This is a genomic window from Leucobacter sp. GX24907 (assembly GCF_053567335.1).
The window spans coordinates 194,780-218,244 of the sequence record NZ_JBSGPD010000004.1; the positions used below are offsets into that span (position 1 = coordinate 194,780).

At 66.8% G+C, this 23,465-nt stretch carries 21 protein-coding genes and 1 tRNA gene; 14 read left to right on the top strand and 8 right to left on the bottom strand.

The features are described 5' to 3' along the window. Nucleotides 1-51: 51 nt before the first annotated feature. The 5 genes from ACUYV6_RS07805 to ACUYV6_RS07825 all read left to right on the top strand — a co-directional run bounded on the left by ACUYV6_RS07805 (nt 52) and on the right by ACUYV6_RS07825 (nt 9,302). The gene (locus ACUYV6_RS07805; protein WP_449278097.1) at nt 52-1,644 is read left to right on the top strand and encodes a leucyl aminopeptidase family protein; all 1,593 of its coding nucleotides are present in this window, start codon (nt 52-54) and stop codon (nt 1,642-1,644) included. Next, nucleotides 1,641-3,092, top strand: a complete 1,452-nt coding sequence (locus ACUYV6_RS07810) for a M18 family aminopeptidase (RefSeq protein ID WP_449278098.1) — start codon at nt 1,641-1,643, stop codon at nt 3,090-3,092. Before ACUYV6_RS07805 ends, ACUYV6_RS07810 begins: the two co-directional genes overlap by 4 nt. A gap of 491 nt (nt 3,093-3,583) precedes the next feature. Further along, complete coding sequence (locus ACUYV6_RS07815; RefSeq protein ID WP_449278099.1) at nt 3,584-4,930, top strand: uracil-xanthine permease family protein; 1,347 nt, start codon at nt 3,584-3,586, stop codon at nt 4,928-4,930. Nucleotides 4,931-5,100: 170 nt separating this feature from the next. Beyond that, nucleotides 5,101-9,093: a DUF4011 domain-containing protein gene (locus ACUYV6_RS07820; protein WP_449278100.1), complete on the top strand. Its 3,993-nt coding sequence runs from the start codon at nt 5,101-5,103 to the stop codon at nt 9,091-9,093. Next, the gene (locus ACUYV6_RS07825; RefSeq protein ID WP_449278101.1) at nt 9,090-9,302 is read left to right on the top strand and encodes a hypothetical protein; all 213 of its coding nucleotides are present in this window, start codon (nt 9,090-9,092) and stop codon (nt 9,300-9,302) included. Before ACUYV6_RS07820 ends, ACUYV6_RS07825 begins: the two co-directional genes overlap by 4 nt. 49 nt (nt 9,303-9,351) lie before the next feature. Here ACUYV6_RS07825 and mscL read toward each other — a convergent pair whose 3' ends face one another. Together mscL and ACUYV6_RS07835 are read right to left on the bottom strand one after the other, a co-directional pair. Continuing rightward, on the bottom strand, nt 9,352-9,834 hold the full coding sequence (mscL, locus tag ACUYV6_RS07830) for a large conductance mechanosensitive channel protein MscL (RefSeq protein WP_449278102.1): 483 nt from the start codon (nt 9,832-9,834) through the stop codon (nt 9,352-9,354). A gap of 11 nt (nt 9,835-9,845) precedes the next feature. Continuing rightward, entirely contained in the window at nt 9,846-10,586 is a 741-nt protein-coding gene (locus ACUYV6_RS07835; protein ID WP_449278103.1) for a 5-formyltetrahydrofolate cyclo-ligase, read from the bottom strand. A gap of 86 nt (nt 10,587-10,672) precedes the next feature. Here ACUYV6_RS07835 and ACUYV6_RS07840 point away from each other — a divergent pair, with 86 nt between their 5' ends. The 5 genes from ACUYV6_RS07840 to ACUYV6_RS07860 all read left to right on the top strand — a co-directional run bounded on the left by ACUYV6_RS07840 (nt 10,673) and on the right by ACUYV6_RS07860 (nt 14,566). Then, a complete protein-coding gene (locus ACUYV6_RS07840; RefSeq protein WP_449278104.1) occupies nt 10,673-11,620 on the top strand; it encodes a UTP--glucose-1-phosphate uridylyltransferase in 948 nt (315 codons plus the stop codon). Nucleotides 11,621-11,657: 37 nt separating this feature from the next. Next, nucleotides 11,658-12,272 carry a GNAT family N-acetyltransferase gene (locus tag ACUYV6_RS07845; RefSeq protein WP_449278105.1) on the top strand — a complete coding sequence of 205 codons (615 nt, stop codon included), beginning with the start codon at nt 11,658-11,660 and terminating at the stop codon, nt 12,270-12,272. Nucleotides 12,273-12,334: 62 nt separating this feature from the next. After that, on the top strand, nt 12,335-13,450 hold the full coding sequence (locus ACUYV6_RS07850; RefSeq protein WP_449278106.1) for a hypothetical protein: 1,116 nt from the start codon (nt 12,335-12,337) through the stop codon (nt 13,448-13,450). Between the two features lie 50 nt (nt 13,451-13,500). After that, a tRNA-Ala gene (locus tag ACUYV6_RS07855) sits at nt 13,501-13,576 on the top strand. A 207-nt stretch (nt 13,577-13,783) separates the two neighbouring features. After that, nucleotides 13,784-14,566, top strand: coding sequence for a hypothetical protein (locus tag ACUYV6_RS07860; protein WP_449278107.1), 783 nt, complete (start codon nt 13,784-13,786; stop codon nt 14,564-14,566). Here ACUYV6_RS07860 and ACUYV6_RS07865 read toward each other — a convergent pair. The 4 genes from ACUYV6_RS07865 to ACUYV6_RS07880 form a co-directional block, all read right to left on the bottom strand. Then, on the bottom strand, nt 14,563-15,681 hold the full coding sequence (locus tag ACUYV6_RS07865; RefSeq protein WP_449278108.1) for an acyl-CoA dehydrogenase family protein: 1,119 nt from the start codon (nt 15,679-15,681) through the stop codon (nt 14,563-14,565). The genes ACUYV6_RS07860 and ACUYV6_RS07865 overlap by 4 nt on opposite strands. Then, on the bottom strand, nt 15,678-16,493 hold the full coding sequence (locus ACUYV6_RS07870) for an ABC transporter permease (RefSeq protein WP_449278109.1): 816 nt from the start codon (nt 16,491-16,493) through the stop codon (nt 15,678-15,680). The genes ACUYV6_RS07865 and ACUYV6_RS07870 overlap by 4 nt, the downstream gene beginning before the upstream one ends. Next, nucleotides 16,490-18,457, bottom strand: coding sequence for an ABC transporter substrate-binding protein (locus ACUYV6_RS07875; RefSeq protein ID WP_449278110.1), 1,968 nt, complete (start codon nt 18,455-18,457; stop codon nt 16,490-16,492). The genes ACUYV6_RS07870 and ACUYV6_RS07875 overlap by 4 nt, the downstream gene beginning before the upstream one ends. Before the next feature lie 105 nt (nt 18,458-18,562). Then, on the bottom strand, nt 18,563-19,123 hold the full coding sequence (locus ACUYV6_RS07880; RefSeq protein ID WP_449278111.1) for a TetR/AcrR family transcriptional regulator: 561 nt from the start codon (nt 19,121-19,123) through the stop codon (nt 18,563-18,565). 125 nt (nt 19,124-19,248) lie between these two features. Between ACUYV6_RS07880 and ACUYV6_RS07885 the strand changes: the two genes are divergently transcribed. Next, nucleotides 19,249-19,791 carry a DUF4242 domain-containing protein gene (locus ACUYV6_RS07885; RefSeq protein WP_449278112.1) on the top strand — a complete coding sequence of 181 codons (543 nt, stop codon included), beginning with the start codon at nt 19,249-19,251 and terminating at the stop codon, nt 19,789-19,791. On the opposite strand, the gene erm is transcribed toward ACUYV6_RS07885, so the two are convergent. Both erm and ACUYV6_RS07895 read right to left on the bottom strand, forming a co-directional pair. After that, nucleotides 19,788-20,576 (bottom strand): 23S ribosomal RNA methyltransferase Erm, encoded by a 789-nt coding sequence (gene erm, locus ACUYV6_RS07890; RefSeq protein ID WP_449278113.1) that lies wholly within the window; start codon nt 20,574-20,576, stop codon nt 19,788-19,790. The genes ACUYV6_RS07885 and erm overlap by 4 nt on opposite strands. Before the next feature lie 226 nt (nt 20,577-20,802). Continuing rightward, nucleotides 20,803-21,402 carry a hypothetical protein gene (locus ACUYV6_RS07895; protein WP_449278233.1) on the bottom strand — a complete coding sequence of 200 codons (600 nt, stop codon included), beginning with the start codon at nt 21,400-21,402 and terminating at the stop codon, nt 20,803-20,805. A 54-nt stretch (nt 21,403-21,456) separates the two neighbouring features. On the opposite strand from ACUYV6_RS07895, the gene ACUYV6_RS07900 reads away from it, so the two are divergent. Genes ACUYV6_RS07900 through ACUYV6_RS07910 form a run of 3 tightly spaced genes read left to right on the top strand, consistent with a single transcriptional unit; the run spans nt 21,457 to nt 23,435 of the window. After that, nucleotides 21,457-22,386 (top strand): EamA family transporter, encoded by a 930-nt coding sequence (locus tag ACUYV6_RS07900; RefSeq protein ID WP_449278234.1) that lies wholly within the window; start codon nt 21,457-21,459, stop codon nt 22,384-22,386. Nucleotides 22,387-22,395: 9 nt separating this feature from the next. Then, the gene (locus tag ACUYV6_RS07905) at nt 22,396-23,247 is read left to right on the top strand and encodes a CYTH domain-containing protein (RefSeq protein WP_449278114.1); all 852 of its coding nucleotides are present in this window, start codon (nt 22,396-22,398) and stop codon (nt 23,245-23,247) included. Next, nucleotides 23,244-23,435: an HPP family protein gene (locus ACUYV6_RS07910; protein WP_449278115.1), complete on the top strand. Its 192-nt coding sequence runs from the start codon at nt 23,244-23,246 to the stop codon at nt 23,433-23,435. Before ACUYV6_RS07905 ends, ACUYV6_RS07910 begins: the two co-directional genes overlap by 4 nt. The last annotated feature ends 30 nt before the right edge of the window (nt 23,436-23,465 follow it).

Genomic DNA, 23,465 nt, shown 5'->3' on the forward strand with positions numbered 1-23,465 from the left:
GCTTGCATCGCGGACACGGAAGGAACCCGAGGCGCGGGGTAGTGTTGAGCCATGAGCGTTGTGATTGATCCCGCATTCGATCCTGTCCCCTCCCTCTCCCGCACGACGCAGGTCAGCGTTTCCGCGGAACTCCCGGCCGATGCCGGTGCAGTCGCGGTCTTCGTGCGATCGGACTCGGAAGCCGAACTGCCCGAGGCACTTGCGGGTATCGACCGCGACGCGCTCGCCGCGGCCGGCTTCACCGGCGCCTCCAACCAGACGCTCGTGCTGCCCGGAACGCCCCTGCGCGTGCTCGTCGGCACCGGCTCGAGCGGCATCGAGACCGATGCTCAGCTGCGTGACGCGGTCGCCGCGTGCACTCGCGCCGCGAAAGAATCTGGCAGGATCGCCGTCGATCTGACCGGGCTGCTCGCTGGTTCGCCCGATGCCGACACCGGAGCCGGCACGAGTGCCGACAGTGCTGCCGAGGCGGCCGACTGGGATCCGGAGGTCGCCGTGCAGGCAGCGATCGAGGGCGCGCTTCTCGCTCGGTACCGCTACGACGCGCTCAAGAGCGACCCCAAGACGGTGGTACTCGAAGAACTCATGTTGCGGCTCGACGAGGAGCACCTCGAAGCAGCGGAGGCCGGAATCGAACGAGGGCTGATCCTCGCCCGAACCACGGCGATCTCACGCGATCTCGCAAACACGCCGCCCCGCCACCTCAGCGCAGTGAAGTTCGCCGAAGTCATCGAGCGTTACGCCCCCGAGTTCGGCCTCGAGGCCGAGATCTTCGACCGGCAGCAGCTCATGGAGCTCGGCACCGGTGGCCTGCTCGGTGTCAACGCCGGCAGCACCGAAGAACCGCGCATGATCAAGCTCTCGTACCGCCCCGAGGGTAGCGCGGTCGAAGATGCCGAGGGGCACCTCGCGCTCATCGGCAAGGGCATCATGTACGACTCCGGCGGGATCAGCCTGAAGCCGTCGAACGCCATGCATGCGGCGATGAAGTTCGACATGATGGGGGCCGCCGCGGTCTTCGCTTCGATGACCGCGCTGCGTGATCTCGGCGTCACCACCGCGGTGACCGGTTGGCTCATGTGCACCGACAACATGCCCTCGGGCAGTGCGACGAAGCTGGGCGATGTGCTCACGATCCGCGGCGGCAAGACCGTCGAAGTCAAGAACACCGACGCCGAAGGTCGCCTCGTCATGGCCGACGGCCTTGTACTCGCGACAGAGGAAGAGCGCCGTCCCGACGCCATCATCGACATCGCCACGCTCACCGGTGCCGCAATGGCGGCGCTCGGCACGCGCACGGCCGCGATGCTCGCGAACGACGACGCGATCGCCGAGCAGCTCCAGGCCGCCGCCGACGCGACCGACGAGAACATCTGGCGATTCCCCCTCGATCATCGCTATCGCGAACAGCTCAAGTCGAACGTGGCGGACCTGTCGAACATCGGAGGGCAGTACGCGGGCGTGATCCTCGCCGGCCTCTTCTTGAACGAGTTCGTCGACGGTCTGCCCTGGGGACACCTCGACATCGCCGGCACGATGCAGTCGGAGAGCGACGACCTGTGGCGCTCGACCGGCTCGACCGGATTCGGTGCGCGTCTGCTCGCCGAGTTCGCCGCGTCCTTCGAGGCTCCCGCGAGCGAGTGAGCGACCCGGTGTCTGCTCTGCTGCCCGATCGTGACGGCTACATCTCGGCGTTTGCCGAGTACGTGTCGGCGTCGCCGTCGTCGTACCATGCGGCTCGCGCGGCCGCTCGGCTGCTCTCGGAGGCCGGCTTCACCGAGTACGCCGAAGCCGACGGGTGGGAGCCGCTCGCCTCGGGCGGTCGGGGATTCGTCGTGCGCGACGGCGCGATCATCGCCTGGCGCGCGGGCGATGAGGTCTCACCCGTGAGCCCGGTGCGAGTGCTCGGTGCTCACACCGACTCTCCGGGCTTCGTGCTCAAGCCGCAGCCCGACTTCACCGCCGACGGATGGGCACAGGCCGGTGTCGAGGTGTACGGCGGGCCGCTCATCAACTCGTGGCTCGACCGCGATCTCGGCCTCGCCGGGCGTATCGTCACACGGGCAGGAGACGAGCATCTGGTGTGCACCGATGCGGTCGCGCGGATTCCGCAGCTCGCGATCCACTTGGATCGCGAAGCCAACTCGGGGCTCACGCTTGACCGGCAGCGGCACGTGCAGCCGATCCTGGGTCTGAACGCGAGCGGCATCCTGGGTGAAGGTCGAAGAATTCATGCAAGATCCGTCGGTTCCGTGAGGGATTCGACCCTCGACGGTGGTGTCGGGGCGGGGGCCGACGGAGGCGTCCAGACGGCGGACGCGAGGGGTGGCGCTATTTCGGTGCTCCGGTTGCTCGCGACGGCGATTGAGGGTGCGGCCGGTAGGGAAGTGCAGGACGCCGGCGTCGCTGACATCGCCGGCGTCGATGTGCGCCTGTACGACACGCAGCCACCGGCCCGCATCGGCGCCCTCGGAGACCTCTTCGCCTCCCCGCGTCTCGACAACCTGAGCTCGACATTCGCCGGAATTGTAGCGCTCATCGAGACCGAACCGGCTGCCGGAACCATCGCAGTGCTCGCGGCCTTCGACCACGAGGAGCTCGGTTCGGAGTCCCGTTCCGGCGCCTGCGGACCGTTCCTCGCCGACGTGATCAGTCGCTTGCAGGCGGGGCTCGGGGCGACAGCTGAGGACGCCGCCCGGGGGCTCGCGCGATCCTGGTGCCTCTCTGCCGATGCCGGGCACTCGGTGCACCCGAACTACCCGGAGAAGCACGACCCCAGGGTGCGGCCACTCGCCGGATCCGGCCCTATGCTCAAGGTCAATGGCAATCAGCGCTACGCGAGCGATGCGCACGGCGCGGCGCTGTGGCAGCGGGCGTGCGATGCGGCCGGGGTACCGACGCAGCAGTTCGTCTCGAACAACACGGTGCCCTGCGGCTCGACGATCGGGCCGCTCACCGCGACCAGGATCGGCATTCGCACGGTCGACGTCGGCGTGCCGCTGCTGTCGATGCACTCTGCCCGCGAGCTCGCCCACGTCGATGACCTGCATGGTCTTGCCCGCGCGACCGGGGCGTTCTTCGGCGGGGCGTAGGGTCTTCACCCGCAGGTCCTGAGGGTGCTCCACCTCCAGGTTTTGCGCGTGCTCCACCTCCAGGTTTTGCGCGTGCTCCACCTCCAGGTTTTGCGCGTGCTCCACCTCCAGGTTGTGAGGGGGCTCCACACGCAGGTCTCGCTGGGGGCCTCACGCTTTGGGGTACTTCGGATTCCCCTCCTCTCGCCTCAGCGCTTCAATATGGGATCAGCGTGTAGATATGCCAGATTCACTGATTTCGGCATATCTACGTGCTGATTGCATAGCTAGGTGCTGATCCGGAATCTGATGATGCAGTTGCACCCGCGACTGCATCTGCCCCGCGACTGCATCTGCGCCCAGGCCACCTGTGCCCACGCCACCCGCGCCCGTAGCAGCACGCGCCCGCGGGATGCAGTAGGTTTATGCCTCGGTATATGAATGCTCGGGATCGCGCAGACGGGTCCGCTCGGACTCGCGCGACGGCCTGACCACCGACACGAGGAGATCCGATGGCTCTGCCCTGGAAGTTGCACGGAGACGGCCGACGCGTCTCCTCTGACGCGATCGTGCTGCCCGAGGAGCGCATGACTTGGCCGCGCACTATCGGCTTCGGCGCACAGCACGTCGTCGCCATGTTCGGCGCGACATTCCTGGTGCCCCTGATCACGGGGTTCAGCCCGACCGCGACGCTCTTCTTCTCCGGCCTGGGTACGCTGCTCTTCCTCCTGATCACCGGCAACCGGCTTCCGAGTTACCTGGGATCCTCGTTCGCGTTCATCGCTCCGATCATGGCGGCGATGGCGGGTGGCGACCCGGCGAACCCTGATCTGGGGCGTGCATCGTTCGGGATCCTGGCGATCGGTGTGCTGATGGCGCTCGTCGGTATCATCGTGCATCGTTTCGGCACCGGGTGGATCAACGCACTCATGCCGCCGGTTGCGATGGGCGCTATCGTGGCGCTGATCGGCTTCAACCTGGCCCCGGCGGTACGCAACAACTGGACCGGTGATCCGGCAAACAACCCTGACGTCGACCAGGCCCTGTCTTCGACGATCGCGTTCGTGACGATCGTGGCGATTCTGCTCATCACGGTGGTGTTCCGCGGGCTGATCGGACGTCTGTCGATCGTGCTCGGTATGGGCGTCGGCTACATCGCAGCGGTGCTGGTCGGGCTTGTCGATTTCACTGCGGTGCGCGATGCGAGCTGGGTGGGTCTGCCGAGCTTCCATGCAGTCGGCAATCCGTTCGCCGACCCGACGCTGTGGGGTCTGTTGCCGGCGTTCCTGCCGGTGGTGCTCGTGCTCATCGCCGAGAACGTAGGACACGTGAAGAGCGTCGGCCTGATGATCGAGCGCGATCTCGATCCGGTGACCGGTCGCGCCCTCCTCGCGGATGGCATCTCGACGGTGCTCGCAGGGTTCGGCGGCGGTTCGGGTACGACCACCTACGGCGAGAACATCGGCGTGATGGCTGCTACCCGCGTGTACTCGACGGCTGCTTACTGGGTCGCAGGGGTCATTGCGATCGGGCTGAGCTTCTCGCCGAAGGTCGGCGCGATCATCTTCTCGGTACCACCTGCCGTGCTGGGTGGCGTGACGGTCGCGCTGTACGGTCTCATCGGCCTCATCGGTGTGAAGATCTGGATCGACAATCGTGTCGACTTCTCGAAGCCGATCAACCAGTTCTCGGCGGCGATCCCCCTGATCGTCGGCATTGCGGACTTTACGATCGAGTTCGGATCCGTGGTGTTCAACGGCATCGCGCTGGGCACGCTCTCAGCGATCGGGGTGTACCACCTGATGAGTGTGCTGGCGAAGGTGCGGGGTACCGGGTCCGAGGCGGCTCTGCCCCGCTGACGAGTGCGGGGCGCGCTCCCGGGGACTCGGCGCGGAATACGGGACGACCCAGCACGGGATGGGGGGCTCAGCGCGGAATGCGGGGGAGCGCGCGGGGCACTCCGTGCACGCACCTGAGAAACACCGCGCGGATTCCCCGGATTCTCGGGTGAACGACATACCCTGGCCCTGTGTGGAGTGTGGATCGACGCCGTAAATCCGGTGGTAAGGCGAACAGCTCGGCTCGGGCCGTAGCGAAATCCACCGTGCCCGTTTCGGGGGAGGGCGGTGCGGACGCGCGCGCCAGCGATACCGCATCGTTCCGTGAGACTGAACCTGTGTCGGATGGGGCGCTCGCCGCGAAGCCGGCTCCGGCGACTGACCGTGCCGACAGCACCGAGACCGAGGCATACGAGAGCCGCCCCGTTGCTCGGGTCGAGTCGTTTGCCGAAGAGCACCGGGCGTGGCGCGAAGAACTCTCCACGATCGGCGGCCGCAATAGCCTGCTGCATTTTGAGGATCGGCCTGCGAACCGCATCGAACTCTCGACGACCCACCCGGGTGGCCTTCCGCAGTTCATCACCGGGCAGAAGATTCTGCTTTCGGCCCTGATTCGCGATGACCTCGCCCTGCGGCACGCTCGCGTCGCCGCCGGACGCGTAACCGACAAGGCCATCGAGATGCGCACTGTGCGTGGCCTCGAGACGGTGTATCTCGCGGTCGGTATCGCCAAGTGGGCCTTCGAGGGCGAAGAGTTCTGCGCGCCTGTGCTGCTGCGCCCGCTCGCAATCCGACGCTACGGGCGCGACTTCGAGCTCAAACTGAAGCAGAATCCGGTGGTGAACCCGGAGCTCACGCGAGCACTGCGCGACCATTTCGGCATCGTGCTCGACTCCCGTACGCTGCTCGAGCTCTCCCAGTCGGAGGGCGTCTTCAAGCCGCAGCCCGTCATCGACCGCCTGCGGCAGATGGTCGCCGGCGTGCCCGACTTCGTGGTGCAGCCGCGCCTGCTCGTATCGTCGTTCCTCGACATCGCCCAGCGCATGGTGGCCGATGCCAAGAACCTCGACACCCCGATCCTGAACGCCGTCTGCGGCAGTGAGCCCGCGCAGAAGCAGCTGCGCGATTCTTACCGCCCGGTCAACCCGCCGTCGACGAATGAGCGCTCGCCCGAGACCGACCGGCACCTCTACGATGCCGATGCCGAGCAGGAAGACGTGCTCGCCCAGATCGAGGCGGGGCATTCGCTCGTCGTGCGCACGCTGCCGGGCACCGGCGGCACTCAGACGGTGGTCAACGCAATCGGCTCGCTCGTACGTGCGGGAAAGCGCGTGCTCGTCGTGTCGCCGCGACGGGCCACGATCGACGGCATCAACCATCGCCTGACGCGCGCGTCGCTGAGCGGTCTCGCGGCGACGCCGCGCTTGCTGCGCCGCAATCTCGTCGAGAGCATCAGCCGGAATGAGTCGGCTCGTGCCGAGCAGCTGCGCGACGTCGACGATGCACTGGTGCGTCTGCGCGGGGTACTGCTCGACTATCAGACCGCACTCTCGAAGCCCGACCGTCAGTACGGCATCTCGCCGCTCGACGCGCTGCGCGAGTTGACGCGGCTGTCGTCGACCGAGAACCCGCCGACGACCACCGTGCGGTTGCCCGAGCAAGCGCTCGCGCAATTGACGCTCGATCGAACTTCCATCGCCGAGGCGCTCACCGAGGTCGCTCGGCTTGGTCAGTTCCAGTACGGGCCCGAGGACTCGCCCTGGTACGGCGTCGACTTCAGCACCACGGAAGAGGCCAAGCGGGCGTATTCGGTGGCCGTGAAGCTGTCTGAATCGCAGCTTCCGCGTCTCATCTCGCTGGCGAACGAGGTCATCGAGCAGACTTCCATGCGATCTTTCGAGACGATTGCCGAGCTTGGAGTGTATCTGCGGCTGCTCATGGGCATTCGAGAGACCCTCGATCGTTTCAAGCCCGAGGTGTACGACCGTCAGCTCACCGAAGTCATCGCAGCGCACGCCCCGCGCGGCGGTGAGGACATGTCGAACGCGAACCGGCGACGGCTGCGCAAACTCGCACGCGAGTACGTGCGCCCGGGCGTTCATGTCGGTGACATGTATTCGCGGCTCGTGCAGATTCAGCAGCAGCGCGTGCTTTGGCACCGCTACACGACGGTCGCGGGTGCGCGCCCGGAGGTGCCGGCCGGCATCGCCGACGTGGCCTCGGCTTTCCAAGCGAGCTATCAGGACCTCGACGAACTCGATCGCGTGCTCGGCGTCACCGCCGAGTCGGAGCGCCTGAAGAACCTGAGCCTTGCGGCCTTGGCGCGGCGCACGACCGAGCTGGCACGCGAGTCCGAGGTGCTGCAGAACATTCAGGAGCGGACTGCGATCGTCGAGCGCTTGCGCAAGGCTGCGATCGAGCCGCTGCTCGACGACCTCTCAGCACGGCATGTGCCCGCAGACCAGGTCTCGGCCGAACTCGAGCTGGCCTGGTGGCAGTCGGTGCTTGAGCGTATTCTGCAGACCAACCAGGCATTGCTGAGCGCCAACACCAGTGTGCTGGAGCGACTCGAGGCCGACTTCCGTCTCGTCGACGACGCCCATGCCGGCGCGAATGGCACCTTGCTCGCCGCCCAGCTCGCAGACGCATGGCGGGTGGCCGTGCTCGACGATACGCAGGAGGCGCGCGCCCTGCGTGACGCGCTGCGGGCCGGGCAGCCGTCGCTGGCATGGCTCGCTCAGCACGCACCGAAGTTGATGCGGGCTCTGGCCCCGGTGTGGGTGATGTCGCCCTACGAGGTCGCGCAGCTGCCAGACAGCATGACGTTCGACACCGCGCTGCTCATCGACGCGGGCGCGACGACGCTCGTGGAGAACGTCGGGGCGATTCGACGGGCCCGACAGGTCGTCGCGTTCGGCGATACGGTGACCCAGTCGCCGTCGCCTTTCGAGATCGCGGTGCGCGTTCCTGACGAACAGGAGTACGACCCCGAGGCGCTGCATCGCCGGTCGGCGTTCGCAATGCTCTCAGGGGTGCTGCCGAAGCTTTCGCTGACTCGCAGCTATCGCGCGGGCGGGCAGGATCTCACCGACCTGGTGAACAGCCGCTTCTACGACGGGGAGATCAACTCGTTGCCCTGGGCGGGTACGTTCCTGGGCCATTCGAGCATCGCGCACGAGTACGTGCGCGGTGGCCAAGGGCTTCCCGATCAGACTACGGGTGCGGTCGAGAGCACGGACGCTGAGGTCGATCGGGTGGTACAGCTCGTGCTGCAGCATGCGAGCGAGCGCCCGGGCGAGTCGCTCATGGTGATCACCGCGAGTGCGCGGCACGCGGTACGCGTGTACCAGGCGGTGCTCCACGCATTCGCGAAGCTTCCGGAGTACCGGGACTTCCTTCTCGGTGAGCGTGCCGAGCCGTTCGCCGTCATGACGATTGAACAGGCGACCGCGCAAAGCCGCGATCGTGTGATCTTCTCCGTCGGCTACGGTCGCACTCCGCACGGACGAGTACTCTCGAACTTCGGCGCGCTCGGGCGCCCCGGGGGCGAGCGGCTCATCGCCGTGGCGATGACGCGCGCACGCCGGGCAATGACGATCGTCAGCTGCTTCCGCCCCTCCGATCTCGATTCCGCCCGCATCAAGCACGGGGTCGTCGAACTGGCCGAACTGCTCGCGCTTGAAGACCCGGAGCCGGAGCAGATCTCGTTGCCGGCCGAGCGTGACCCGATGCTGGGTGAGCTTGCCGACCGCCTCGAGTCGTTCGGTCTGCGGGTAGCACTGGACTACCGTGGCTTGATTCCGCTCGCTGCCTCGCTGGGGGATCGCGCGGTCGCCGTCGACCTCGACTTCGCCGGCGGTGAGGAAGGTCTGCGCGAGGCGCTGCGCCTGCGGCCCTCCGTGCTGCGCAGGCTCGGATGGCACTACCACCGTGTGCACAGCTTCGATCTGTTCGCTGATCCCGACGAGACGGCCCTGCGCATTGCTCGCACCGTCGGCTACGATCCCGAAGCGGCGAAGCCGGTGCGCGCGGTCGAAGACCTCGAGCCGGCGACGAACGCCGATGCTGAAACCGGTGTGGTCGAATCGCGGACTACTGAAGTCAAGCCAGGCACTGCTGTGGTGAAAGCCGACACCGGCGCAGCTGAGTCAGTGGGCGGCGGCAAGGAGAGCCGCGAGCGGTGACCCGAGAACCCTCCGGGTCAGACGAGCGACGTCGCCCTCGTCGAGCGCAGCGGCCGGCTGTACCCGGGAGCGACGAGCGCCCGTCGGCGACCGGCCTTAACGGAACTGCTTCGGAGGATCGCCCCGAGTCCTGGGGCGATCGGACGAGCGATGCCTCCGCCACTGAGAACGAGGCACGCTTGAAACGCGAGAAGCCGCCGCACTGGTAATCGTGCGACGGCTTCACGTGGATTCGTCCCGGCGTGGGACTGAAACTGATTACTGCCCGTGGGCGCCGTGACGAGCGGAGTCATTGTCGGCGGCATCAGCGGCCTGAGCAGCATGTTCCTCGGCGTCGGACGCACCGATGCCTGAAGCGTTCTGTGCACGCAGCAGATCGCGGATCTCGACGAGCAGTTCCTGCTCCGAAGGGGTGGTCTCCTCGGTGTAGCCATCGTCGGCACCGCGCTCGCGGAGCTTGTTCATCGGCAGCACGAAGACGAAGTACACGACTGCGGCGACGATGACGAAGTTGATGAGGGCACCGATGACGGCACCGATGGCGAGCTTGCCGCCACCCGGCAGGTCGAACATCAGGGCGGTGTCGAGCGAATCCGCTTGGAACACCATGCCGATGATCGGATTGAACAGCGACGCCACCACACGCTCGACGACGGCGTTGAAGGCGGCTCCGATGACGACAGCGACCGCGAGGTCGATGACGTTGCCGCGCATCAGAAACTCTTTGAATCCCTTGAGCATTGGGTCTCCTTCTATTGCTCACTGGCCCCAGCGCCCGGGGCGGGCACTGGTTCTTCTTCGAATCGGAAAGGGGCAGTCTGGGTGCGGGCGACGACGTCAGAAGCGTCGTTGACACCGTACTGGTCGACACCGTACTCATTGGCGCTGCTGTCGATGGTCCCGTTGCCGTCGGCACTGAAGTGGACCACTCCGGACGGGGTCACAGCGCCGTCAACGGGCACGTCGTGCGGCTCTGCGGGCAGCGATGGCAGCAGTTCGTCATCGTAGACGACGGCATACACTGCGGGGCGGCCGGATGCGGGCAGCGCCGACAGGATGCGGTCGAAGTAGCCTCGACCCCACCCGAGGCGGGTGCCGGAGGTGTCGACTGCGCAGGCCGGGATCAGCATGAGATCGACTGCAGAAATCGCCGAAGGGGGTTCGGGATCGCCGACAGGCTCGGGGATCCCGAACAAACCGGGCACGGTCTCGCCGCGCGAGCGCCGCCACTCGAGCCGACCGTCGTCGAGCGACGAGGGGAGCAGCACGTTGAGGCCCTGATCCTGCGCCCAATCGAGGAAGGGTCGAGTATCGGGCTCTCCGCGCACGGGGAGATAGCAGGTCACAGATCGGGATCCGGTCTCACTCATGAGTCTGCTCAGGTGACGAGCCAGGTCTGTGCCGGCCTCGGACTGCTGGAGGACGGACCGAGCCGAGCGGCGCGTGCGCACAGCAGTGCGCACGCGCCGCTTCTCGTAGGCCCCCTCATCCATAACCAGAAGTGTACGCGGTGACGGCGCCGGGGCACGGGAGCAACGGCCGTATGACGCCGAGACGGTCTGCGCACTAGGCTGTCCGCATGACGGATCACAGTTCGAGCCGCGCGTCCGGAGTCACGAAGGCGGTTATTCCCGCAGCCGGGCTCGGGACGCGCTTCTTGCCCGCTACGAAGGCCATGCCGAAGGAGATGCTGCCGATCGTCGATAAGCCCGCGATCCAGTACGTCGTGGAAGAGGCCGCCGCCGCAGGCCTCGACGACGTGCTCATCATCACCGGGCGCAACAAAGGCAATCTCACCAACCACTTCGACGGCGTGCCCGAGCTCGAGTACACGCTGCAGCGCAAGGGCGACCAAGATCGGCTGCGCAAAGTGCACGAGTCCAGCGAACTCGCCGAGGTCCACTTCCTCCGGCAGGGGCAGCCGCTGGGTCTCGGACACGCGGTCGGCTGTGCACGCAGCCACGTGGGGAGAGAATCGTTTGCGGTGCTGCTCGGCGATGACCTCATCGACGCCCGCGATCCGCTGCTCGATCGCATGGTTGAGGTGCACGACGCGCAGGAGGCCACCGTTGTGGCGCTCATGGAGGTGCCGGAGGAGTCGATCCATCTCTACGGCTGCGCGGCCGTTGAAGCTACTGACCAAGACGACGTCGTCCGCATCACCGCGCTCGTCGAGAAGCCGTCGCGCGAAGAAGCACCTTCGAACCTTGCCGTGATCGGACGCTACGTGCTGCGCCCCGAGATCTTCGATCTCGTCGATGCGCTCGAGCCCGGCCGCGGTGGGGAGTATCAGCTGACCGATGCGCTCAACGAGCTCGCAGCCGGTCGCGGCGAACGTCCGGTCTTCGGCGTGATCTTCCGCGGTCGCCGGTACGACACCGGCGATCGCGCCGACTGGATCAAGGCGAACGTGCTGCTCGGCGTCGACCATCCCGAGCTCGGCAATGAGATCTCGGACTGGGTCATCGGTTTTGCCGAGCGGTTGCGTCAGCGTCGCGGTGAGGTCGAGGGATCGGCAGCCGACTAGTCGTCTCGTTTCGTAACACGCTTCAGGAGTCGATGCCGTGGCGCCGCTCAGCACACCCATCGAGGTACCGTCGTCACTCGTCGCCGGTGATCTCGAACTGCGGGTTATTCGCGCCCGAGACTCTCGCACGCTCGAGAGTCTGCTGACGCGCAACCGCGACTGGTTGGAGCAGTGGGAGGCGACGCACCCCGCTGGGCGCGGACCCGCGCCGGGTTCGGTGTCGATGCGGCCGATGATCCGCTCGATGCGCGCGCAGATGACGAGTGGAAGCGGTGTGCCATTCGTCATCGTGTACCACGGTCAATTGGTCGGCCAGCTCAGTGTTTCTGAGGTGAGTGGGGGAGCGCTTCGTTCTTGTCAGATCGGTTACTGGGTGTCGAGGCACGTCGCAGGTCGTGGGATCGCCCCGCTGAGTGTCGCTCTCGCAATCGATTGCGTGTTCACGCACGTCGGCCTGCACCGCGTGGAGATCTGCATCCGTCCCGAGAATGTTGCATCGCTGCGCGTCGTCGAGAAACTCGGGATGCGCTACGAAGGGCTGCGGAGGGCGTACATTCACATCAATGGTGCGTGGTGCGACCATGACAGCTTCGCGGTGACGCGCGAGGAAGTTCCCGATGGAATGGTGCAGCGGTTGCTTGCTGCGCGGTGAGGGTGGCAAGATGCGGCGCGCCGCACGACACGCAACCAGCATTTCCTCGTACAGTGATTCCCATGAGTGGCAGCGCGTTCGGTGGAGGCATCATCTTCGTCGTCGCCGCGCTGCTCTGGGCCGTGGTGCTCGTCCCGATCTGGGTGCGACGACGCGAATTCCGAACCGCCGAGCGCAATGCTCTGCGTCTGCAGCGCACTATGCGACTGCTCGCAGAAACCTCGGAGGTACCCCGCGAGGTACGGGCCGAGGCGAACGCACGGCAAGCGCTCGCCCACGAAAAGCTCGCGCGCACCGCGCAGAAGCGCCAGGAAGCGGAGCGCGAAGCCGAACTGGCCGCCGCGCGTGCCGAACAGAAACGTGCCGAAATCGCTGCGAGGGGTATGCAACGTACTGAAGCTTTGGTGAGTCGGGCTGAGCGGATGCGCCGCCCTGGCGTGCGCAAGGTGCGCGCCTCGGCTGCGGTGGTCTCCCTGATCGGGATCGTCGGCGTGCTCGTCGGCTTCGGTGTGCTGCTCTCGGGGGCAGGAGGTGCGATCCTCATCGCTTCGGCGCTTGCTGCCTTGTCGGGTGTCACCCTGCTCCTGATGCTCGCACCCGGAGCGACTGCTCCGTCTGTGGTTCCGCAGCAACGCGAGGTTCCAGTGCCTGCGATGGATTCCGTTGCGGAGACGCTCGACGACTCCGGCGATGCTCAGGCGGAGGCCGAAGCTGCTGCCGCCCACGCGGCCGCACAGCAGGCTGCCGCTGCTCGCATCGCGCGGGCCCGCGCGCTCGCCCGTGCTCGATCGCAGCAGCCCGCCCCTCGAGCTAACCAGCCCGATTCGATGCTGCTCTCGGCAGAAGGCCGAAATGGTCGAGCAGGGATCGCCGCGACGACATCTCGGGGTGTCGCAAAATCGGCGCAATCCGCACCGGGTACCAGCACCACTCCTGCTGCACCCACTGCCGCACCGGCGCCCGCTGCGCCGGTCGCACCTGTAGCGTCGGACGCGCCTGTCTTCCCCGAGCAGCGCGTCGCACGGGTACCCGCTCCGCTCACTCCGGCCGAGACCGCTGAGCGCGCGAGGCGCCTCAGCGCGGCGGCCCGGCTGCGCAAGATGGGCGTTGTCGAGAACCCCGCGGAGGGGGCTCCCGACCTCGAGGCGGCGCTGCGACGCCGTCGCAATGTCGGCTGAATCTGATTTCACGGCGACCCTTATCGGCTGCTAGACTCCTTCTTCGGTAAGGGTCTGTGGCGCAGTTGGTAGCGCGTCTCGTTCGCAATGAGAAGGTCAGGGGTTCGATTCCCCTCAGATCCACCAATGTGATGAGTCGGGACATATGTCTCAGATGAGTCGCGACGTGCGACACAGTTAGCGGGAGTTCGGCCAGCGGCCGGGCTCCCGCTGCTGGTTTACTCGGTCTGCGTCGATCGCGATCCTGCCGACGTCGTATCCGGGCCGGGTGGCGGCTGCGGTGACGGTCCGACCAAGCTTAGCGCGGGCAGCGCTGGTATTGTCCGGAGAATCATGTTCAGGCGCTGGAGAAGAAATAGACAACTCGGCAAGGTCAAGGCCGGCAACGGCAGTGCGCTGCAGCCTTATCGTTGGTGGCAGTTGTTCGGCCGGTCGATCTTCTTTATCGAACTCCAGGAGGCGCAGGGTAAGCACGTCTACGCTGTAGACGCTCGGTACTTTGAAGATGATCTCAGCGGCCAAGAGGGTGATTCATCGGAAACCGGTGAAGATATCTTCGCGGTGGAAAGCGAACGTGGTCAGAGTTCGGGTCGCGCAGCCGAGACTCTCAGCAACACGAGAATGCCGAAACCGGGGAAGGCTCCGGCGGCTCTGTACCGTGACGGGGTGCAGCTTTACCGATCGAAGTTGCCCGCCACATTTGAAGTACCGGGTGGCGTGATCGAAGTCGCGGCCAGTGGTTACGGTGCAAAGCGGATGCACTTCATTGACGGTCACGGTAATGAAGAGGTGCTGGTGCCGCACCGCAGTTCTGCGGAGGGACTGCGTGCCCGGTTCGATGGCCGATTTCCGCTACTGAGCAAATCGATCGGCGTGCTCGCCATTGTGGTGCTCCTGGTTGGGTTGGCCGTTGGCATCCCGCAGGGCGTCGAAATGATCACCAGTATTGACTCGATTGCCCAGCGATTTGGAACATTCACGTCGCCGATCCAGCTGCCGACCTGGTTGAACACCACAACCCTGGTCGCTGGACTGCTCGCGGGGACCGAGCGCGCGCTGACGCTGCGCAATCACTGGCTCATTGATGTGGACACGACCTGGACAGCATTCGGCTAAGCCACCGTGAGGAGTGTGCCTTTCGGCTGGTCGGGATCGATCCCGAACCCTTCGAGCTCTTGCAGCAGTTGCACCTCGCTGGGTGATTGCACCGGTAGGAAGGTGGCCTCGCGCAGGCGACGGTTCGTGGCATGCGTGGTGACGTACCCGCGGCCGCCAATGAGCGCCGACTCGTGGCGGGCAGCCGCGTAGGCGAGGCGCCCGGCTTCGTAGCGGATGCGAGTGACCTCCGCGGGCGTGGTCGTCTCGAGCGATCCCAGTGCGTTCGTGAGAGCCGAGGCGAGCGCGTTGCTCTCTTCCTCGAGCTGCGAGTGACGGGACGTCATCGCACTGCCGGATCCCTCCAAGCGATCAGAGACCTCGGAGATGCAGCGTTCAGCGAGCCCCGTGCAGAAAGCGGTCTGCAGCAGTAGATGCGTGCTTCGGTTCGCACGGCATGCCTCGAGAGAGGTCGCGATGACGCGCTCGGAAGGCACGTGCAGGCCAGTGAAGCGCAGCATGGCCGAACGAGTGGCTCCGAGCGCCAGCAGATCCTCCACCTCCCGAGTCTCGAGCCCGGCTTCACCGACGACCGCGGCGACGATGATCCGTTCACCGCTATCGTGCGGCGCATCGAGCGACTCGACGACATGCGCCGGCAGTACCACCACTGTCCCCTCGACGATGTTCGAGGCCCAGGCGATCACGCCGTGCACGTGGTAGCCGCCGGCGCCGTCAGGCACCGCACGGGTGGGAATCTCGCCGATCCCTGCGAGCTCTTGCATGGCCGTCGCCATCGCGATCGAACCGGCGCGGCGACCTGCGACGAGGTCGTCGAGCAACGGGGCGAGGTCGTCCCCTGCACCGTTCAAGTAGGTGATCACCATGCGATGCGCCCAGAGCGAGAACGCCGTGCTCATGCATTCCGAGGCCACAGCGCCGATTAGGCGCGCGTACGCGCCAATGTCTTCGGTGCCGCCGGGCTGCGTCCCGGCGCCCAGTCCGAGGGCGCCGAGCTCCCCGAGCTGTGCGAACGTCTGCTCGAGAGAGCGGTCCTCCCGATCCGCCTGCGCAGCTCCCTCGCGAGCGAGGGTTGCGGCGTCATGGATAAGGGCGATTTCACCGGTTGCGGTCATGATGTCCTTTCGCCTCGTGAGCGTGCAATGCGGTGCAGACCTCGGAAGATGCGGTCGAGTAGGAACCCGAGGAGCCCGATCGCGAGCATGGTTGCGGCGAGGCCGGTGTAGTCGACGTTGTCGCGCGCGTTGAGCACGGCGTAGCCGAGGCCATTCGTGACCCCGAGCATCTCGGCAGGAACGAGCACCACCCAGGCGATGCCGAGAGCCACGCGCACGGCTCCGGTGGTCGGCGCGACGAGCGCGGGGGCGGCGGTCGTGCGGAACACCTCCCAGCGCGTGGCGCCCAGGGAACGGGCAACGGCGTGCAGCCCCGGATCGAGGGCGCGCACGCCTGCCGCCACGCCGAGCACGACCGGCCAGACTGCGGCGACTGCGACGAGTGCGATGACCGCCGCTGATCCGGTGCCGAGCAGCACGAGCGCGAGCGGAGCCCAGGCGAGCGGCGAAGTCATGCGCAACAACTGCACGATCGGATCGGTCGCCTCTTCGACGAGTGCGCGCGCCCCGAAGAGCACCCCGAGCGGGATGCCGATGACGGTTGCGAGGCCGAGCCCGGCGAGGAGGCGCCCGAGCGACACCGTCACCGCGTTGAGGAAGGCCGGTTCACCGAGCAGACGGAAGAGTCCGGCGATCGTGCTGCCCGGACCCATCTTCGATACGACGGGGTTCGCGGAGAAGAAGACATCGGCGAGCAACCACCAGAGCGCGACGGCCACCGCGAGCACGAGAACGCGAATCCCGAAGCGGGTGAGTGCGGTGGGGGCAGTGTTTCGGCGCGTATGTGTCTCCAGCGCTTCTGTCGTGCTCACGGCTCGATCACCTCCGTGCGCGTCGGGGTCGCCCCGAAGACCGCGAGACCGCCCGCAGACTCGACGGCGCGCAGGTTGATATCCGTGCTCACGAGGTCGGCGTGCACGGCCGCGGGATCGAGCTTGTCGAGCCACGCCGTGGTGGCGTCGACGGTGGTGAGACGCAGCTCCTCAACGAGCCGCTCGGTGTAGCCCGGGTAGGCGTAGGGCTGGAAGCCGATGCGTGATTCCTCCCACTCGGGGTGGTGAATGGCTCCGTCATCGACGTACTCCGCGTGCTGGCTCTCGTGCTCGTCGAGCACAGCTGCGATGCTCTCGGGCGGCTGCGGCAGATATCCTCCGACACTGAGACGCTCCGCTGCCGCTGCGCGGTCGGCGAGGATCGCCAACTGTCCGGCGACCACGGCGTCGGCGACGCGCTGCGCGAGTTCGGGGTTATCGGTCACGAGATCCTCACGTACCACGGTGACGCAGCAGGCGTGTTCGCGCCATACGTCTCCGGTGAAGCGCAGAATTCGACCGACCCCCTGCTTCTCGGCGACCGCGCAGAAGGGTTCGGCGACGATGTAGCCGGATACGGTCCCGTTGCCGAGGGCGACTGGCATATCTGCGGGTGCGAGCACGACGAGCTGCACTGTGTCTGGCCCCGGATCGGTGTCGATCACGGCAGTCAGGCCGGCCTCGCGCAGCAACTGCTGCAGGACGACGTTGTGGATGGAGAACCAGCCGGGGATCGCGACGGTTGTGCCCGCCAGACCCTCGATGCTGTCGATCTCCGGCAGCACGGCGAGCGCGGATCCACCCACGTGGTTCCAGGCGAGCACCTTGATCGGCATCTCTGCCTCGTAGCGCAGTTGCATGGCGAGCGGCATGAGGAGGTGAGCGACATCAATGCTGCCGCCCTGGAGCGCTTCGACGAGCGAAGCCCAACTGCGGAACAGAGTGGGCTCCGGGGTGTCGATTCCCCGGTCGGCGAAGGCTCCGGAGTCGTGTGCGATCAACAGAGGTGCGGCATCGGTGATCGGTAGATAGCCGAGGCGGAGTACGTCATGATCGTCGCTCCCACCCGCGCTGCGACTCGATGCAGCGCTCGATGCGCCCGTGAGAAATGATCCGATCGCCGGTAACGCGATGAGTGCACCGGCCGCTGCGACGGTCAGCACTTCGCGACGGCTGGGGCGCCGTGACGGCCGCGCCGTGGCGGTGGGCGGCTCGACGACCCCGGGGAACGCGCGCAGCAGCCCGGATTCCAATCGGGCATGGTCGCCGTCCGGCGACTCGAAGACCTCGAGCGAAGCTCCACCCGGGCGCAGTACCGCCACGCGATCCCCGAGACGGGCAGCTTCGGAAAGGTCGTGGGTGACCAGAACAGTGCTGAGCCCGAGTCTCCGGTGTACGCGACGCAGCCACTCTTGGGCCTCGGTTCTCGATACAGGGTCGAGGCCGGAGAAGGGTTCGTCGAGCAGCAGCAGAGTCGGATCGGCGGCCACGGCTCGTGCGACGGCGACCCGTTGCGCTTGTCCGCCGGAAAGTTCTTCCGGTAGGCGATCCGCCAGGTCCCCGATGCCGAGCTCTCCGAGCAGGGCCGCGACGCGGGCATCGGCATCATGCGCGTGACCCAGCCCTCGGCCACCGTTCGCGCGGTACTCAAGGCCGAGCCGTACGTTCTCAGCCGCGGTGCGCCAGGGCAGGAGCCTGGGCTCCTGGAACACGAGACGCGTCGACCCGCCCGCATCCTCGGGTCTGCGCACTTCGCCCGCGCTGGCGGGCCAGAGGCCCGCCAGTAGGCCCAACAGAGTCGATTTGCCGGCACCCGACGGGCCGACCACCGTGAGAAGATCGCCTTCGAAGAGCTCGAGGCTGAGGTCGGAAACGATCAGCGTCCCTCCGCGCGTCACACTCGCGCCATGTAAGGCGGCGACGGTGCGTACCGGGTCGGGGTCGCTCGCGAGGGGATCCTGCAAGGTGCCTCCTTGGGGCGCGGGTGCTGGCGCGGGGGTGAACTCGACCGAGTCTAGGTTCAGACAGACCTGTACATAAGGTCTGGTGAAACAATCGGTCACACAGGCTTATTGATCGTGCCGGATCCGAGCATACGCCAATTGGCGGCCGAGCAGAATCGGCTCGCTGGACCGTGCAACCCGCGACCCGAGCAGCGCCCCGTCGTAGATGATCGTCGCCTCTGCAGCCAGGAGTGCGGCATCGTCGTGCTCCTCGAGCGCCGCTTCCCACTCACCGCGCAACCAGTCACGGTGCTGATGCACGGCGCGGGCGATGGGCTGCTCGGGGTCTGAGAACTCGTTCAGTGCGTTGGCGTAGACGCAGCCGGGGTAGTCCGCCGCCTCCGCCGATCGCGCCGCGAGTTCGAATGAGGCGAGTACGCGCTCGTGGCCGCGCAGGGGAAGGCCTGCGACCTCTGCCCGATACGCCCGACGGTCGAGCATGTCTCGGCGTTCGATGTGGGCGACGACGAGCGCCTCCTTTGACCCGAAGCCCTGGTAGAGGGTCGCCTTCGCCACGTTGGCCTCTGCGAGGATGCGGTCGATGCCGACGCTGCGGATGCCCTCACGCGCGAAAAGATGGCTCGCCGTCGTGAGGAGACGTTCGGAAGCGGAGAGGCGTTCGGGCATCCTCCAATATTACGGTCTGCTACATCGACCGCCGATTGAGGGTTCACGGACCCCGCAACCTCGGCTAGGCTCGACAAAACAGACAGACCTGTCTGTAGTTTCCGCAGGCCGAAAGGATCGTCATCATGGCACTGTTTCTCGTCGAGGCTGAGATCGCTGAACCGGGTCGCGAAGCCGCGGCCGCGGCCATCGAGGCGATCTCTTCCGCGTATGCGTCCTCCGGTGGCTCGCTTGTCGAAGCCCAGGTGCCCGCCTCCCACTCCCGCGTCTATCTGATCCTCGATGGTGACGAGTGCGCGGGCGTCGCGCTCGACGCCGCCGAAGTTCCGGGGGTCTCGACGCTCAGTGACGCGGTGCCGGTGCGCATCGTCGGGGCGACCGTCGACGAGGTGCGAGCACGGGGAGCCGCTGCCGGCTACCTCGTTGAGTGGGATATTCCCGAGGAAATCACCATGGAGCAGTACCTCGAGGCGAAGAAGCGGAAGTCGCCGTTGTATGACACGGTCGACGACGTCGACTTCTTGCGCACCTACGTACGCGAGGACACCCAGAAGTGCCTCTGCTTCTACGACGCCGAGACGGAGCAGGCGGTACGTCATGCGCGCGAGGTCGTCTCCACTCCCGTCAGCCGACTGCATCAGCTGGACGGCACGGCCGCCATCTCCTAGCGGACCGAACCGCGAAGGCCCTGCCATAATCCGGCCCACTGTTCGGGACGCAGGTCCCGAGGTAGGGCGTGCGGTGCGACGCCCGTTTGGCGCATCGTCGACATCACGACCCCGCGCTCGACCCGACTCGCCTGTTGGAGGACGCGTGCGATCCTTCCGCCTTTGCCGGTGAAGACCGCTCGCACGAAGCGCTCGTAGCCTTCGCGCTGGTCGAGGGGGAGCAACGGACGCTCTCGCCGAGCGATCCGGAGGATTCCGCCGTCGACGCTCGGGCGAGGGGTGAAGCCCCAGGCGGGCACTCTGCCGTGCAGACTGAATGCGAACCACGGCGAGGTCTGCGCGGTCATCATCGTGGCGCCGCCGACGCCCGAGCGTTTTCGGGCGACCTCCCACTGGGTGAGCAGAACGGCATGGGTCCAGGATCCGCGGGCCAGCATGCGGCGCAGGATCGGCGTCGTGAGATGGAACGGCACGTTGCCGACCACCACCGGCTGGAGCAGCGGGTAGCGCATTGCATCGGCGTGCTCGATCGAGGCGCCGGGCAGCACCCGCGCCAACCGTTCGACGCAGTGCTCGTCGATGTCGATCGCCGTGAGCGGTCGCTCGAGCGAGACGAGGCGCCGGGTGAGGGCACCGTCGCCCGCTCCGATTTCGAGGATCGCACCGTCGGTGCGCGCTACGAGTTCGACGATGCGGGAGACGGTGGGTGCGTGGGTGAGGAAGTTCTGGCCGAGTTCGTGTCGGCCGCCGTGGGATGAACGTGATGAATGCGATGAACGTGACATGGGCGCGCTCCAGGAATGCGAGGAAGTGGAGCGCCTCGAGGGCGGGTACCGCAGTGCAGATGGGTGCGCAGAATCACCGCTCCGAGACGCGAATGGTTCTCGGACGGACGACGCGCTGAGCGTGAGTGCGAACGCGCCGTCAGGCGCGGCGGTCGCGTACGGCGAGCGAGTGCGTCGTCGTACGCACGCTGATCAAGGTACCCATGCGGAGGATTCTAACAGGGGCTTACGCCTCGGCCCGGTTCACGATGAGGTCCATCCGCTCGTCGAGGTACTGCGCGAGGGGCGCAGCGCCCTCGAGCGGCGCACCGGGCCGCCAGCGGACCCGCAGCTCGCCGTCTGCGATCCCTATGGGTGCGTCGTCGGGAAGCCTGCGCAGCACCTCGGCCTCGTCCGAGGGTGAGGATCCCTCCAGCCCGGCCGCTGCGAGAGCAGCAGAACCGAGCAGCGGGCGCGCGTCGAAATTCACGGGCTCGCCCGCGTCGTATCCGCCGCGCAGGGCGGCGGCCGCGATCTCACGGCGCTCCTCCCGCGACTGAGACTGGTAGCCGGGGCGCCCCCGTTCGGCGGCGCGGGTCGCGCGGCCCGCGGCATGGAGAGATCCGTCTTCATCGAGCAGCAGCGTTCCGAGACGCCAGACGCGCCCCGAGGGGCGCAATCTGGCAGGACGTGTGCGTAAGAAGCGCCGTCGCGGCTCCTCAAAGATTGCGAGCCCTTCGCTGGGAACACCATGCTCGCGCAGTCGTGCCGCGGCGCTCGCACACATGTCGGTGGCAGCGCGTGCGATCGCGATCAGCAGATCGGTCGGCTGCTCGGCTGCGGACATCTCGGGCACACCGGTCAGTGTAGCCAGGGAAACCACTAGGCTGAGCCGGTGAGCATGACGCGGCAGGTGACCCGGAGTGCCGCGATGCGTGCCGTGATCCTCGTCTTCATCGGATCGACGGGTGTGCAGCTTTCGGCAGCAATCGCGTTCGGCATGTTCGATTCGCTCGGTGCGCTCGCAACGAGCTCGCTGCGCCTACTCATCGCCGCTGCTGTGCTGCTCCTGATCTTCCGCCCACGGTTGCGCGGTCGCAGCGCTCGTGACTGGGCCGCGATCGCGCTGTACGGCTTCGCCATGGCCTCGATGAACATCTTCCTGTATCTCGCTATCGACCGGATTCCGCTCGGGATCGCGACCACCATCGACTTCCTCGGCCCCTGCCTCGTGGCGCTGCTCGCCTCACGTCGCCTGGGCGAGGTGATGCTCGCGCTGGTGGCCTTCGGGGGAGTGGCCCTGATCGCGGGCCTCGGCGGACCGATCGATGCGCTGGGTCTCGTGTTCGCGGGGTGCGCCGCAGTGTGCATGGGGCTGTACACGCTGCTTGCTGCGCGAGTCGGGCAGTCGGCCGGTGGCCTGCCGAGCGTGGCACTCTCGGTCGCTTTCGCAGCGATCATCACGCTGCCGTTGTCGGCGCCGACCATTCCGCAGGTGACTGGATCGCAGTGGGGGATGCTGCTGCTGTCGGCCCTGCTCGGCACTGCACTCGCCTTCACCGTTGACACGATGGCGGGGCGCTGGACGTCGGCTCGAGTGATCGGTGTGCTGTTCGCATTCGACCCGCTTGTCGGCACGCTCGTCGGTGCGCTGCTGCTCGGCCAGGTGCTTGAGATGCCTGCCTTGCTCGGGATCGGCCTCGTCGTCGCCGCAGGGGCGGGCATCGTGTGGATGGCCGGTCGAGACGGGCCGGGAGGCAGTCCGGGCGAAGCGACGGTGATTCCTGACGATCCCGCCGGCAGGATCGGCGGGCCGGTGTCCACGCCGTAAGCTGTTCCCGTGTCTGAGTATGATCCCGGAGCTGCAACATCAGAGGCCGCGACGCCGGAAGCCGCAATGCCGGAAGCCGCGACCGAGTCCGTGGAGATCGAGCGCAAGTACGAGGTCTCTGTCGGGGCTGAGCTGCCGTCCTCCGCGGAGTTCGCTGCGGCAGGGTTCACCGCCTCGGACCCACGAGTGCAGCCACTCATCGCGGTCTACTTCGATACTCCGGATCGGGCGCTCGCCGCGATCGACGTTGCGGTGCGACGGCGTACCGGCGGGAAGGACGCCGGCTGGCATCTGAAGGAGCGCCGCCCCGACGGGGCGAAGGAGCTGCTCTGGGGCGAGTCGGATGAGATGCCGATGGCGTTGCGGGCGGATATTGAGGGCAGGATCGGTACGTCTGAGCTGGTTCCGCTCGCCACGCTCGAGACCAGCCGAACTATCGTCGTGCTGCGCGACAAATCCGGGAGCGAGGTCGTCGAGCTCGCCGATGACGCGGTGCACGCGGTCGATCACGCCCGTGGGATCCGCCGCGCCTGGCGGGAGTGGGAAGCGGAGGTGCTGCCCAACGGGGATCGCTCCCTGCTCGACTCCGTAGAAACCGTACTGATCGCTGCGGGGGGAACGCCATCGCCGAGCATCGCGAAGGTTGCTCGAGCCTCCGGAGCGCTGATTGACCTGGCGATCGCCCGTGGCGCCGACCCTCGAGAGCTCGCGGTGCTCGGGGTACTCGATGTCGCCGACCGGCTCGGCGCGACCGTCGCCGGCGCGGCCCCGGAGGAAGGCGCTCCGGATCCTCACCCCGAACCCCGCATCGCCCAGCTGCACAGCATCATTCGCGACCTCGGCCTAGGCTGGTCAGCATGAGCGGTGAGCAGAAGAAGGGCGAGCCGAGCCCGGCCGCGAGACGCAAACAGATGATCGTCGCGGTCAGCATCGGAACCGTGATGGGCATCGTGCTCGCGGTGCTCGGGCAATTCTGGATGTGGATTCCCGCCGGTATCGCCATGGGGCTCGCGACCGGTGCAATCATGAAGCCGCCAGCCGACCAATAGGGCATTTCGGCGGCAAACGGATGATGCAAC

Bases quoted from the DNA above. Each gene is read 5' to 3' on its own strand.
- ACUYV6_RS07880 (WP_449278111.1), bottom strand. From the start codon at position 19,123: ATGCCCGAACGCCTCTCCGCTTCCGAACGTCTCCTCACGACGGCGAGC.
- ACUYV6_RS07885 (WP_449278112.1), top strand. From the start codon at position 19,249: ATGGCACTGTTTCTCGTCGAGGCTGAGATCGCTGAACCGGGTCGCGAA.
- ACUYV6_RS07850 (WP_449278106.1), top strand. From the start codon at position 12,335: ATGAGTGGCAGCGCGTTCGGTGGAGGCATCATCTTCGTCGTCGCCGCG.
- mscL (WP_449278102.1), bottom strand. From the start codon at position 9,834: ATGCTCAAGGGATTCAAAGAGTTTCTGATGCGCGGCAACGTCATCGAC.
- erm (WP_449278113.1), bottom strand. From the start codon at position 20,576: ATGTCACGTTCATCGCATTCATCACGTTCATCCCACGGCGGCCGACAC.
- ACUYV6_RS07840 (WP_449278104.1), top strand. From the start codon at position 10,673: ATGACGGATCACAGTTCGAGCCGCGCGTCCGGAGTCACGAAGGCGGTT.
- ACUYV6_RS07860 (WP_449278107.1), top strand. From the start codon at position 13,784: ATGTTCAGGCGCTGGAGAAGAAATAGACAACTCGGCAAGGTCAAGGCC.
- ACUYV6_RS07900 (WP_449278234.1), top strand. From the start codon at position 21,457: ATGACGCGGCAGGTGACCCGGAGTGCCGCGATGCGTGCCGTGATCCTC.
- ACUYV6_RS07895 (WP_449278233.1), bottom strand. From the start codon at position 21,402: ATGTCCGCAGCCGAGCAGCCGACCGATCTGCTGATCGCGATCGCACGC.
- ACUYV6_RS07835 (WP_449278103.1), bottom strand. From the start codon at position 10,586: ATGGATGAGGGGGCCTACGAGAAGCGGCGCGTGCGCACTGCTGTGCGC.
- ACUYV6_RS07805 (WP_449278097.1), top strand. From the start codon at position 52: ATGAGCGTTGTGATTGATCCCGCATTCGATCCTGTCCCCTCCCTCTCC.
- ACUYV6_RS07815 (WP_449278099.1), top strand. From the start codon at position 3,584: ATGGCTCTGCCCTGGAAGTTGCACGGAGACGGCCGACGCGTCTCCTCT.
- ACUYV6_RS07865 (WP_449278108.1), bottom strand. From the start codon at position 15,681: ATGACCGCAACCGGTGAAATCGCCCTTATCCATGACGCCGCAACCCTC.
- ACUYV6_RS07910 (WP_449278115.1), top strand. From the start codon at position 23,244: ATGAGCGGTGAGCAGAAGAAGGGCGAGCCGAGCCCGGCCGCGAGACGC.